9 protein-coding genes are annotated in these 13,841 nt (G+C 43.3%); 5 read left to right on the top strand and 4 right to left on the bottom strand.

Translation table 11 applies throughout. From position 1 onward, the window contains the following. Positions 1 to 356: 356 nt before the first annotated feature. From ACVA53_RS14820 to ACVA53_RS14800, 5 genes are all read left to right on the top strand, one after another. Complete coding sequence (locus ACVA53_RS14820) at positions 357 to 1,907, top strand: MFS transporter (protein WP_255044922.1); 1,551 nt, start codon at positions 357 to 359, stop codon at positions 1,905 to 1,907. A gap of 157 nt (positions 1,908 to 2,064) precedes the next feature. Next, on the top strand, positions 2,065 to 3,147 hold the full coding sequence (locus ACVA53_RS14815) for a glycoside hydrolase family 117 protein (protein WP_446505479.1): 1,083 nt from the start codon (positions 2,065 to 2,067) through the stop codon (positions 3,145 to 3,147). Between the two features lie 10 nt (positions 3,148 to 3,157). Then, positions 3,158 to 4,321 (top strand): iron-containing alcohol dehydrogenase, encoded by a 1,164-nt coding sequence (locus ACVA53_RS14810; RefSeq protein ID WP_446505478.1) that lies wholly within the window; start codon positions 3,158 to 3,160, stop codon positions 4,319 to 4,321. A gap of 10 nt (positions 4,322 to 4,331) precedes the next feature. Then, complete coding sequence (locus ACVA53_RS14805) at positions 4,332 to 4,598, top strand: SemiSWEET transporter (protein WP_255044919.1); 267 nt, start codon at positions 4,332 to 4,334, stop codon at positions 4,596 to 4,598. A 97-nt stretch (positions 4,599 to 4,695) separates the two neighbouring features. Beyond that, on the top strand, positions 4,696 to 5,712 hold the full coding sequence (locus ACVA53_RS14800; protein ID WP_255044918.1) for a LacI family DNA-binding transcriptional regulator: 1,017 nt from the start codon (positions 4,696 to 4,698) through the stop codon (positions 5,710 to 5,712). Between the two features lie 60 nt (positions 5,713 to 5,772). Here ACVA53_RS14800 and ACVA53_RS14795 read toward each other — a convergent pair whose 3' ends face one another. The 4 genes from ACVA53_RS14795 to ACVA53_RS14780 all read right to left on the bottom strand — a co-directional run bounded on the left by ACVA53_RS14795 (position 5,773) and on the right by ACVA53_RS14780 (position 13,682). Beyond that, the gene (locus ACVA53_RS14795; RefSeq protein ID WP_446505477.1) at positions 5,773 to 8,628 is read right to left on the bottom strand and encodes a beta-galactosidase; all 2,856 of its coding nucleotides are present in this window, start codon (positions 8,626 to 8,628) and stop codon (positions 5,773 to 5,775) included. A 53-nt stretch (positions 8,629 to 8,681) separates the two neighbouring features. Then, positions 8,682 to 9,965, bottom strand: a complete 1,284-nt coding sequence (locus ACVA53_RS14790) for a carbohydrate porin (RefSeq protein WP_446505476.1) — start codon at positions 9,963 to 9,965, stop codon at positions 8,682 to 8,684. A 107-nt stretch (positions 9,966 to 10,072) separates the two neighbouring features. Then, positions 10,073 to 12,328 carry an agarase gene (locus tag ACVA53_RS14785; RefSeq protein WP_446505475.1) on the bottom strand — a complete coding sequence of 752 codons (2,256 nt, stop codon included), beginning with the start codon at positions 12,326 to 12,328 and terminating at the stop codon, positions 10,073 to 10,075. An 85-nt stretch (positions 12,329 to 12,413) separates the two neighbouring features. Continuing rightward, the gene (locus ACVA53_RS14780) at positions 12,414 to 13,682 is read right to left on the bottom strand and encodes an oligosaccharide MFS transporter (RefSeq protein WP_446505474.1); all 1,269 of its coding nucleotides are present in this window, start codon (positions 13,680 to 13,682) and stop codon (positions 12,414 to 12,416) included. Between the last annotated feature and the right edge of the window lie 159 nt (positions 13,683 to 13,841).

Here is a 13,841-nt window from a genome sequence, read left to right as displayed (position 1 = left end):
TTTCTAGTGATAGTAAAAGCTTAAGCTTATTGAATAGATGTAACTGTTTCGATATTGGCAGGCACATAGACAGTAACATAGCTCAACGTATTTTCTCCGCTTTCATGGCCGTACCTTCACTAATAGTTTCATGCTCACCCATAGGCAAGCTTTCAACCTTGTTGAATAGCTAGAGGAAGGGGGGATTATTTGCATTTATTCGTGATTAGCCCCTCAGATTTGATGCTTGTTCGCCACCTTACTGACTACTCCATCGCTAAGTGTGATCCTCATCGATGTTTTTTACTAATACGTATGGAAATATCCCTAGCAAATATTACTAATATTATTAGTGCTTTCTATCATATGGGGGTTTTATGGCGAAAAATCATAATCGGCGCGTCACGCAGTATGCTTTGATTAGTGCGTTTGGTGGCTTCGTTTTCGGTTTGGATGCAGCGAATATATCTGGTGTGGTGCGTTATGTGACCGCGCAGTTTGGCTTAAACAGCATGCAAATGGGGAGTGTGGTTGGTGTCGCTGGCATCGGAGCAATCGTTGCTTTAATGATCACTGGCAGCTTGTGCGATAAATATGGCCGGAAAAACATATTGCTTGGTCTAGCGTGTCTTTACACTTTGTCTTCGACTATATCTTCGTTAGCGAGTAGTTATGAAATTTTATTAGTAGGTCGTTTCATTGGAGGAATGGCGTTTTGCTCATTGTCGATATCGTCTATGTATATCGGTGAAATTGCGCCTGCAGATAAACGGGGCAAGTTCGTCTCCATTAATCAACTTTTGATAACGATAGGTAGTTTGGTTGCCTTTATCGTCAACTATTTGCTAGTAAAAAGTATCGGTGTAATTGATGCTGTTACTACCGAAACTGTTTGGCGGTTTATGCTTGGTTTCGAGCTAATTCCGAATATTATTTGGATTGTCTTGTTGGTTAAAGTGCCGAAATCACCTCGTTGGTTGATCTCCAAAGGGCGTATTACCGAGGCGCGTGAAGTATTTAAGAAAATTGTACCAGCCAATGAGATCGAGCCTTTGATCATGAACGTGAGACAGACTGTCTCTGGTGACGACACTAATCTGCTCGGCCAAGTCAAAGACTTATTTAGCCGCAGGATGCGGTTGGTGCTATTTATTGCCGTGGCTTTTGCTATCACACAGCAGGTCATTGGTATTAATGCCGTTTTGTTCTACGCACCTGTAGTGTTCGAGCAAATTGGAATGAGCGTCGAAAGCAGTTTCATGCAGACAATTTACGTTGGGATTGTCAATGTTAGCTTTACCATTGTCGCGATCTTGTTTATTGAAAAGCTGGGGCGTCGCAAATTAACCTTGGCAGGGTTAGCACTGATTGTTATCGCTCATGGCTCTTCATGGTATGGCTTTCACAGTGCGACCTATCAATTGGATGAGCAAGCGGTGGCAAGCTTGCAGCAACAGGAAATACCAACAGAACCGTTAGCTGTTTTAGTTGGTACGCACTATTCCTCTGATGTCGAATTCAAGGCTGATTTGGCCGAATTATACAGTCCAAATGAATTACCTTTGGTGACTGGACCTATAATTGAGTCGGCGATTAATATTAATGCTTCGTACGTTCTATTCGGTATTTTTGTCTTCTTAGGGGCATTCCATTTCTCTATAGGGCCAATAATGTGGGTGATTTTTTCTGAAATTTTCCCCAATAAAATACGCAGTATAGCCATTCCTTTTGCCGCACTTATCACTAGCTTGACCAGTTACTTTGTTCAACAGTTCTTCCCGTGGCAGTTGGAGCATTTTGGTGCCGGAAATACGTTCTTGAGCTACGGTGCTGTGGGATTGGTCAGTCTCGTCATCATGCTGAAGGTATTGCCTGAAACGAAAAGTAAATCGATTGAAGACATCGAAGCTGAGTTGGTCGCAAATTGATGGCGTTTGATTGTGAGAAAACGATTATCAGCCCCCAAAGTGTGACGCAGTTCAATGCAAACTAATAATATTAGTGTATTATTTGGCTAATAATATTAGTAAATTAACTAATTTAAATTTCAGGTTAACCTGGGTACATGTAAATCGAGGAACAATAATGGCTAAAAAACTGAGTCTTGCTAGTCAGCGTGCAATCGAGCGGGGTTACGATCAACGCGGACCAGAGTGGTTGATTGAGTTTGATGTTGAGCCACTGAAAGGCGACTTTGCTTTCGAAGAAGGCATTATTCGCCGTGACCCGTCTGCCGTCATTAAAGTCGAAGAACTTTATCATTGCTGGTATACCAAGGGAGAGGGCGAAACAGTCGGTTTTGGTTCGGATAACAAAGAAGACAAAGTTTTTCCGTGGGATCTTACCGAAGTTTGGCATGCAACTTCCGAAGACGGTGAATACTGGCATGAGCAAGGTGTTGCTATTGAACGAGGGCCGGAAGGGGCTTATGACGATCGTTCATGCTTTACGCCTGAAATCTTAGCGCATGAGGGGCGTTATTACTTAGTGTACCAAACGGTTAAATACCCCTACGTTAACCGACAGTTCGAGCATATCGCCATTGCAGAAGCAAGCTCACCATTTGGTCCATGGAAGAAGTCTAATGCGCCAATTCTGTCACCGACAATGGATGGTGAGTGGGAAGGTGAAGAAGACAATCGTTTCATTGTTAAAAAGAAAGGAAGCTTTGACAGCCATAAAGTTCATGACCCATGCCTTTTGTTTTTCAACGGTAAATTCTTCCTGTATTACAAAGGGGAGACAATGGGGGAGAGCATGAATATGGGTGGACGCGAAATTAAGCACGGTGTTGCTATTGCAGACAACATTTGGGGGCCTTATGAGCGGTCGGAACTGAATCCAATTAGCAACAGTGGCCACGAAGTCGCTGTTTGGCATCATAATGGCGGCATCGCTTCGTTAATTACTACTGATGGGCCAGAGAAAAATACCATTCAATTTGCAGAGGATGGTCTGAATTTTCAAATTATGTCCCATATTAAAGGGGCACCAGAGGCTGTTGGTCTATACCGTGACCCAAACCCAGATAATCTGGTTCAATCACCGGGGATGGGTGTTTGGGGCCTTTGCCACAAATACGATCCAAGCTGGAATTGGAACTTCATCTGCAAATACAAAGTAAAACGTCAAATCCTAAGTGCTGGCACTTTCCAAAACTCTAATTAATGAGGCAAATATGATTAATTTTGATTTCTCTAACCCAACTCGAATTTTGTTTGGTGAAGGGGCAGCTAAAAGCATGGCAAACTATATCCCAGAAGATGCAAAAGTGCTGGTGGTATATGATTCAATCATTGAGAAAATCGGAACGCTGGATAAAGTGCTGTCCACTATTTCAAATGAAGTGATTAAATTTGATAAGATTCAATCTAATCCAAAGTTTGAAATTCTAATGGAAGCGGTAGAAATTGTCCGTCAAGAAAAAGTGAACTTCATCCTTGCTGTGGGTGGTGGTTCAACTATGGATGGTGCAAAGTTCATCTCACTTGCAGCACACAATGAAGCATTTATCGGTAATGAAGCCGACATCCTACATATCACCCCAATGACGGATGCACGCATTACACAGTCGATTCCTGTGGGAACAGTTGTAACCTTGCCTGCCACGGGGTCTGAAATGAATCCGCATGCGGTTATTAGTCACGGTGAAGACAAGCTAGGTATTTCATCGCCGTTCGCTTATCCTGCGTTTTCGGTTCTTGACCCAACCTATACATTTACCTTGCCAAAGTCTCAAATTGCTAATGGTATTGCTGATAGCTTTATCCATACAGCTGAACAGTATGTGACTTATCCTGCGGAAGGGCGTTTCCAGGACCGTACAGCGGAAGGCATCATGCGAACTATGGTGGAAGTGGCGCAAGATAACCTGGAACAGCCGGAAAACTATGATGCTCGCGCCAACTTAATGTGGTGTTCAACCATGGCGTTGAACGGTCTTATTGGTTCTGGTGTGCCAGTTGATTTTGCTACCCACATGATTGGCCATGAAGTAACGTCACTGTTTGGCATTGCCCATGCACCAAGCCTTGTAATTATCATGCCTGCGTTGTGGCGTGTACGTAAAGAACAGAAAGCGGCGAAGCTTCTTCAGTATGCTGAGCGGGTTTGGGATATTACTGAAGGCACTGATGACGAAAAAATCGATGCAGCGATTGATAAGACAGAAGAATTCTTCCGCTCCCTTGGTCTTAAGACCCGTTTCTCTGACTATGGCTACACCTTTAAGGATGTTGAGCCAGTTCTTGACCTGTTAGAAAAACATAATATGACCGCATTGTCTGAAACAGGTGATCTTGACCTGACTTGGTCTAAGCGCATTTTGGAAGCGGCAATGTAAGGAGAGGGGGATGGTAAGCATTGGTTTAATTGCTGCCTTTTTCACGACCGTATCTTTTATTCCACAAGCGCTGAAAACCTTAAAGACGAGGGATACATCGGGAATTTCATTACCTATGTATATCATGTTCTTTTTAGGTGTTTCACTTTGGATTGTATATGGATTGGAAATAAATGATTCATCAATAGTAATAGGCAATAGTTGCGTGTTGATGTTTATTGTTCCAATCTTATATATCAAGATAAAAGCGGTAAGTGCTGAGAAAGTGCCAACTTGATTCATGATCTTATGTGTCATGAATTGTATTAGTGTGCAATCGTTTTGCCCGGCTTCTGTGCCGGGCTTTTCAGTTTAATTTTGAATGTGAAGTAAAGATGGCAAAAAAAATCACAATGATAGATATCGCAAGGGAGGCGAGTGTTTCTCAAACGACGGTATCGCTAGTATTAAATGGCTCAAATACTGTACAAATCTCAGATGAAACCAGAGACAAGGTGTTATTAGTGGCTAATGAGTTAGGGTATTCTAAAAGAACGACGACTCTTAAGTACGATGAACCAAGAAAAATAGCACTCATTCTGGATTCTGTTTCTGATCATGACCCTTTTATCGATGCGATTAATACAATATGGGATACAGGCTGGGAGAATGATTACTTTATCTCGACCTTTTATTCAGGGAATAATCCAAATTTAGAAAAGCAGATTCAGGCTGAAATTAATTGTAATAATTCCTATGTTGGAATTATTTATGCTTCATCTGTGACACGCAAAGAGATTGAAGTGAAAATTAAGGCGGACTTGCCCGTTGTGCTGTTAAACTGCACCAGTGTAGACGAGTCGTTGGCATCTATAATGCCTGCCGATTTGCATGGTGGTTATAAAGCGGCAGAGCACCTTATCAATCAGGGGTACAGTAAAATTGCTGCTATTCTTGGTGAAACGTGGATGGAAGCGACCCAGCAGCGACTTGCCGGATTTAATCAAGCGCTTATCGATAACCAAATGATCCCTAAAAAGGAATATCAAGTTGAAGGTGACTGGTCGTTAAAAAGTGCTTATCAGAAAACATTGCAGTTGCTAGCGTTGCCCAATCGTCCTGATGCGATTTTCTGCTTTAGTGATTATATGGCAATGGGGTGCTATCAGGCGATCAAAGAGCAGGGCTTTAAGGTCGGGCAGGATATTGCCGTTGTTGGCTATGACAATGCTCCTTTAGGTTTGGAGTTGGAGCCAAAGTTATCCTCGGTGGAGTTGCCCTATTCAAAAATGGGGGAAGAGGCGATTCTCCGAATCGATGCTTTAATTAAGCAACAGCCACTTCTTCAGCGTTCTATTAATTTACCTAGTGAGCTTTATGCCCGTGAATCGACGACTGCTGGTTGTTCATAAGTATCTTAAGATGAAAAAAGAGGCCAGTATTTTGGCCCCTTTTGTTTCCTTTCTCAGTTGTTACCCTTTAAACCTTTTATCGTAAAGCTGGGCATTAAACTGTTTCGCTGCCTTAATTAGTTCAACATAAGGTTCATCAGCCACAGTAACAAAGCCTATGTTGTAGTTCTCACCGTCCCAAGCTCGCCCTGTTGCAGGGGAATCAAGGTATTGAAACCAATGGGCTCCGACAAAGTATGGATTATTCAGGACACTATCCATGTAATGAGTGTACATCTTTGCCCGTTCAGATTGATCGGCGACGGTTATGATTCCGCCATGGAACAACCCGGTGTCGGTGGCCCCAAAGTGGAATTCACCAATCATGCTTGGTTTGTCCAACTCGGGTAGCAAGTCTTTCCAATGTGCTTTTTTACTGTCGTCTAGGTCATTGGCATACAGGTTGTAACTCATCACATCAACATACTTTGCAGCGCCACGGGCTATTTCAGGAGTGATTCCCCAATCGGCGAAACGAGCACCAAGGTAGAGGTGATTCGGTAGTACTCTTTTCACTTCAGCCTGAACGATAGAGAAGTATTGCTCAGATAACATTTGCAACAAATCGGAGTAATCTTCCCGCATTCCATCGGTGAGCGCAGAACGGTGGTTAAATGAAAGATCGAAGCTGTCCCATGACTTGATACCCGTTTGCCAAGCTTGGTTCAGCGCCTTAATAGTCGAATACTTTGTTTTAAGACTTTGGCTAAAGGCGGCTTTGGCAGGACTTTCCTGGCTACTATAACTAAGTGTATTGACGATAAGACCGAAGTGGTTGGCTTCATTCATTACATTGCCCCAACTGATTTCGTTATCGACAAACACACCGACGAGCCATGGATCATTGACTGAGACTTTTGAGGCGACCTCTTGAGCCATGGCCTTAGCGCTATTGATAAACTCCGGATCAAATGGATCATGGATAGGGCCCCAATAGTCATTGCCAGTGCTGATCCGTTTATGGCTGCCATTGATCCATCCATGGACCTGATAGGCGATCCGCTCACTGCCGTAGAACATTGGGTCGATCCAGTTACCTAGTGTGGTGAATCCCCAGTCGTTCATGCGATCAAGAGTAACATTTTTCCAAATCTGCATCGCTTGGTGTTTATCGGTATCAAATTTGCGCATTAGGTTGGCACGGTAGAAACTAAATACCTCCCCTTGCTTTAGCGCTCCTGAATGGACAAAAGGTGCATAGTCATAATTAACCGCAAGCGGATCGCTCTGCTCTGGTAGCCACTCGAACATGGAATGACGAAGCTCTGAAGCAATCACTGGAGCTTTCGAGTTAGCATCATCGTAATCTATACCTGTTATAGTGACAGTATCGTCCATGCGGACGTTATCAAGACCGGTCATGAAAAAGAGGCAACCCTTTGGGTCAACCAATGTCCATTTTCCGTCGACTTTTGTCGTTCTAAAAAAGCCGGTTCCATCTAACTTGGGTCCTTGCTTCCATCCACCATACTTGCAACGATCTGCCATAGGGGAAGCGTGTCCTAACGTTTTCAGAGCTTCCTGTCCGGCACGGACTAATTGTTCATCAGAGTGAATTTTCTCAGGCCATTCATCGCCTGTAAATTGGCCATATCGATCAACGATGTCCTTGTAGCGGGTTATCTCAGTATCTAGGTCAGGAATGAGCCGGATAGATTTTACCGCTATATCTACATCTTTAGTTGGGTTTTGTAGGTATAGCTGAATACTGTGAATTTGGCTGGTGTCGAGTTTGGTTTCCCCCCAACCAAAACTGATGGCGTGGGCGTCATAGGATAGTTTAGGTGGTTCGCTTCGTAAACCTGATGTCATCGTCCCTGATGACTGGCCCAGTGCTAAGTAATAAGTACCGTCACTGTTTGGTTTTAAAGTGACATAGCCAGATATACTATCGGTCACGCCATCAGCGGTTCCGCCTGATTCCGTATTTTTGGCTTGATCAACTCGAACAAAAAGTTGAATGGTTTCGCTAGCTGGGTTTTCAATATCAAGTGCAAGGTTGAAATTGCCGTATTCAGACCAATTCCACGGTTCATCGGGTTGAAACGTGATATTAGGATAAGCTTCTGTCGCGGAAAAGGTGACAGTGAAACGTTTATCCCCTGATTGAGTCTGCGGCTTAATCGTTGCCGTGCTCAGGGATGGCCTTATCAGGCCGCTAGTATTATCGTCACTGAAGTCATCAATTAATGCCAAAGTTGGTACAGGGCCTGCGTTGATGATTCGCTCATCAGCAGCGATAAAGTCGCCTGATGCATCGATTAGATCCAGATTATCGATGATAACGGTCTGTCTTTCGGCTGGTCCTTGAACGTATAACTGGAATTCAACAAGTTGTCTGAGGTCGATCTGTTCACCTCCCCAATAGTTATCGAGTTGGCGTTTGCTACCGTTGAACAGCATCTCGACAGTTTGTGTTTTCCCTGGCTCAATTATCACAGAATAATTGAGTTGGTTGTCTATTACCCCCACCTGACCGGTACTATCGACAAGCTTCATAATGATATTAGCAGGTTGATCTGTAGGGTTGGTGATATCTAATTTTAAACTTCCTTTGGCATTCCAGTTCCATGTTCCTGCGTTAGGTGAGAACCTCACACTTGGCCAAAGTGTATTTTTATCTTCATCAGAAACGGCATCGAATGATATTTCAACAGAATTTTTATCAGGAGAATTAATATTGTTCTCTATTCTTATTTTTGCATGATGAGTTTTTGTTGATTGCCATTCAATAAAATTATGCGGTTCTTTTGATATGGTGGTTATTTCGTCTTTAAATATAAGTGTGTCATTTATATCGGCAACAGCAAAATTCCCTGAGTTTGTTATCACAATCGATGAAAGTAAAATTGCTATTTTTGTTTTACGAGTTCGCATTGCTACTCCTTTTATGGATTTAAAAGGTCACCTGAAGGTGACCTTATAGATGATTACCACCATGCTTCGAATTGAGCTCCGAAGGTCAGCGCGTCTGATTTTCCTGTTGTAACGCCACTATCAAGGTCGACATCCCAGCGGTCATAGGCAAGAGTTTCAACATCTTGCTCGGCATAAGTAACAAAGAAGCGAATGACAGGGCGTTCCCAGAAGTCGCTAGCAATGTGAAGGTTTTGCGAAAGGGTCACTTTGTATCCTGAATTTGTGCCGTCTTGCGATGAATCGACAGCAGTAATGTCGATAAACTCGTAGCCTAATTCCAATTCAGTTGATGTGCGCTCGTTCCAGGTGTAACTGTTGCGGGCAACAAAGGCGTTCCAATGGGAGTCTTTAACACGAGTGTCAGCTCGTTGGCGTGCCTTTTCGTCAAAACTTGCTGTTTCATGTTGCCAGATATAAGAAAGGGTATAGTTGTCTGTGACTGAGTGTACGCCCTGCCAAAAGCCACCTATTTGATAGTCTGGTAAAGCTTCCCAGCTTCGGGTCATCGAACCTGACGCATTCTTCGAATAGCGGATGAAGAGCTCGTCATAACCTGTATCACTTAACAGCAATAACTTTGATGCTAGCTGATAAGCATCAGGCTTATCGTCGGTTTTGTTTTCTGAGTCTGGTCCCATCGGAGTGCCATAATTGGCATAAAGGTTAAGTGTGAGGTTGTCTGTCAGCTCGATAAAGGAAAGCGAACTGGTGAAAGCGACCAGTTCACCAGCACCGTCCTCAGGTGCTTCTTCATAGATATTCCGGCTAACGCCCAGATGCAGCTTACCAAAGCCAAGATCGTAGTTTTCAAGGCCAAAACCCAATCCATCATTGGACATAGACTGTGAGTCGGTAAGGAAGGTTTCTACACGGTTATAATAGCGTTTACCTGCCCAGATGACGGCTTCAGGGTTAGACTGAATAATGCCGTTACTTTGTATAGCAAGTTCATCCAGGGCCAACCCGCCATCACCATGAACGATGTTCGATTGGATTGTCCAATCCATGTCATTTTTCTGTTCCCAGCCATACCCAAAATGTAACTCAAGCCAATTAGCCTCGTTACCTAATCGACCACCAGAAGAATTGGTGTAGGTATTGCCGGGCAAGCGAAAAATATTCATGCCATTGTCGGCCCAATTATAGCCGCCAGGACTTAGGATATCATCGTTGGTAATGCCAATGCCGCCTTTTGCATAACCGTTAAAAGTAAATCCCCCTTCATTCGCATTGGCAGAAATGGCAAATAATATACAACTGGAAAGAACAGCATGTTTAAATGTTTTCTTATTCATTATCAATCCTTGTTAAATAACTCACTAAACTTAAAATGGTCATAATGGAAAAATTAGATACAGGTATCCCTGACCTATTAAAAGGCCAGGGTATTAATGTCTAATATTTACTTAGCTTTGGGGTTGAATCTTTGCTGATATAAAGAGCTGTTAATTGTTTTGGCAGAATTAACCATTCCGTTATAAGGCACATCAGTTACCGAAACAAAGCCGATGTTGTAGTTCTCACCATCAAAAGAACGACCAGTGATCGGTGAATCGATATATTGGAAGTAGTGACAGCCGACAAAATACGGGTTATCAATCACACTTTGGACATAGCGCTCATACATTTCACCACGCTCATCTTGGCTTTCTGCTGACACTAACCCTGGGTGGAAGAAACCCGTATCACGGGCGCCAAAATGGAACTCACCAATGATGCTTGGCTTATCGATTTCTTCCAGAAATTTCCAAGGTTCTGGGTGTAAGCCTTCTTTGTAGTAGTTATAACTCACTACATCGGCATGTTTGGCGCAAGCGCGAACCACTTGCGGTGTCATTCCCCAGTCGGCAAAGCGGGCACCTAGGTAGAGGTGGTTAGGCAGTTCTGACTTGACGGCTTTAGCTACAATGCGGAAATACTCTGAAGCATATGTTTCAAGTAAGAGGGCGTAATCATCAAGCTGGGCTTGGTTATGATCTAACCCTTTAATCCCTTGTTCCACTGTCTGCCAGCAGTCAAAGTTGGTTGACCAGCTCTGGTTCAATGCTTCAATGGTGTGATACTTGCCTTGTAATACGGTCATAAAGACCGCTTTGGTCGGTGACTCTTCAGCATTACGACTTAGAGTATGGATCGGAATGCCATATTGGCCTTCAATCGTCCCCATACGGCCCCAGCTTTTTTCGTTGTCGATAAAGATACCGACACACCAAGGAGAGTCCATGATTTCAGCTTTGACCTGCTTGACGGTCGCGATGGCACGTTGCTCAAACTCAGGATCAAAGGGATCGGGTAATGCTGTCCAGAAATCATCGCCACTGCTGACGGTTTTGAAGTCGCCGATGATCCAGCCATTGGCAAAGAAAGGGATTTTTTCGTTACGGTAAAATTCGGGAGCGGCCCAGTTACCTAAACAAGTGAAGCCCCAGTTAAGCATCCTGTCGATGGTAACTTCACTCCAAGTTTGACGGTAATTCTCACCATATTTACGCTGAAGGTTAGCAGCATAAAAACTGAAGGTTTCACCTTGTGCTGTCGGCCCTTCCCACAGTTCGCGCATGTAACCGTAGTGTTCTGCCAATGGTTCGTCGTAACTTGGAAGCCAGTCAAAGCAGTTTCTGCGTATGTCACTGGCTGTAAAGGCTGTTTCCTTTGCCGCGGTGGAAACCGTTACCTTTTCAATTGAATCTTCAGGGGTCAGGTCATCGGCTTGGCGTTGATCAATTTTTGAATGATCGTAATCAATCCCTGTCATGGTGTAGGCGTTGGCAAGGCGGATTATGTCGATGCCGGTTGCGAAATACGGGTAGCCTTCAGGATCAATCAATGACCATTTGCCCGCAACTTTCTGGGTCCTGAAATACCCAGTGGCTTCATAACGCTGATCACCGGTATAACCACTGAATGTTGAACGTTGAGGCATTTTGCCTTCTTTTAACGCTTCTAGTTCATTATCACGAAGTGTTAATAATTCAGATTCAGAGTGAATTTTTTGTACATAGTCCACATTGGCATTTTGACCAAATTTATCAATAATACCAGTGAGATAATCAGGGTTGACTGATGGTGACATGATCAGACGGAAATTACTCAGGATAAGCTCATGATCAAGCAATGAACCGTGAATACTGAGTTCAATTTTACAGATGCTGCTCAGGTTCATATTGATAGACCCCCACATCCAGGTGGCGTATTCATAGGGAGTATCAAAAGGAGCGGGATTGGAGCGTAAACCTGAGTAATGGTTGGTTTTACCTTTTAAGCAATCGCCCTTCAATTCTGTGATGTAGGTTCTAGCATTACGACAGGCTGGAATGGTGATGGAGCGGCTGTGCATTTCCCCCTGAGTATTGAAGATATTGATGAAGACTTGCGTTGAGTGACTGGTTAGGTTTGATGCATCAAAAGCGAAGCTGAAGTTCGGAAGTTGGCTCCAGTCCCACGGTGCTGCCGGTTCAATATTGGTAGCAGTATAAAAATTATCTTTGGCATGGCTGACGATCTTTACAGCGTATTTTTCGTCACTTGTTTGTGTAATGAACGCATCAGTATGTAGAAAGGTGAGCTCATTTGGCAATGATTCACAATTAAAATTAAATAAACGCTTTTCTTTGAGGGAAGACACTCGTTGTGTAGGTTCAATAATTGAAGTAGACACAGTAAAACCTCATATGATGCTAGTTGTGTTTGTTTGAGAAATTAATGTATAAAAGGGCAGTTAACTGCCCTTTTATATTTGATGTTTAAGCAGCCACTAGATCTTTTTCTTTAGCTAACGCGACTGATTTTCTGCTGCTAAGTGTAAAGAAGGCCATGATGGTTGCGGCGCCGGCAAATAGGCCGAAGTAAATGTAACTCCAGGCAAAACCATGGGTATCGTACATAACTCCCATAGTAGGGGCGGCAATGGCAGTAAAGATGTTATTGACGACCTGGAAACCGAACATGTAGGTAAATGAGTTCACCTTTTTGTCAAACTGTTCAGCAATATAGGCGAATACAGAAACGATAAGTAGTGGGTTTACGATGCCGAACAACAGTTTGGCAAAGACAGCCATGTAGAGGTTCTTCTCGCCTAAACCGGCATAACCAATAATTAGTAGAAAAGAGGTGATACCAAATGCCGTTAGGATAAGGCTGCCTTTCGCACCAATCTTCTTGATAACAAATGGCACGCTTGCACTGACAAAGAATAGGAAGAAAGCAGAGATACCATCCATGTTGGAGCTGAAGGTAATGCCTTGCTCTTGGGTCTCGAAAAAGCTAACAAAGTAACGGGTAAACTGAGACATAGATGTCCAGAATACGACTGAGATAGTGCCGGCATAAGTCATGAACGCCCACATTTTAGGGTTCTTCAATAGCTTGATGACATCTTTCTTTTCGATTTTGTCTGCAGAAATAACATGGTTATCTGCGTTATCCAGATGTTTTACTTTAAGAGTTGCGATGAATATCAGCATCAATGCAGCAGCAACACTACAAGCAACGAAAATCAGATTAGGATTAATGTTGTAAAGGAAGCCTGCAAGGATGGCTGATAAGCCCCAGGCTGCAATACCGAAACCATTGACAAGGCCGAAATCGTAGTCGTGGCAACGTGCAAAACGCTCACTGTAGGATGCGATAACACCGCTACCGGCTTGGAAAAGTAAACCAAGGTAGATGGCGCCGAAAAGAACACCAAACTTAAATGTTGACGGGTCCGACAGTAGTGGCCCGTAAACATAGATATAGAAAGGACCGATTAACAAGCTAAGTGCTGCGATGAAATACATCAGGTGCTTTTTCAATCCTAACTTGTCCAGCATGTAGCCAAAAGCCGGCTTGAACAGTACTGCGAGACCAGTCTGTAGACCAAATAAAACACCAATCTGTGAGCCGTCGATACCAATTCGGTCGTTAAGCCATACTGCAAACAGCGAGCCGGAACTCAGAGACCAGAAAAAATTATAGAAAAAGTAGGCTAGGCATATTTTTGCCATGGCTATTTTGTTCGAGTCAGTATTCATTGTAACTCCATTAATGATTGACACAGTATAAGGGAGGCTTCTGCCTGCGATGTTCTTGTTGTTCTAAGTTGATATCGAGATGCTAATAATATTAGTTATATTAAGCAAAATATTAGTTGGACGTTTATGACTCTTGTCACGAGATTGACACGAATATTT

It is taken from the genome of Photobacterium sp. DNB23_23_1 (assembly GCF_052873815.1).
This window is presented reverse-complemented; position numbering and strand designations above follow the sequence as displayed.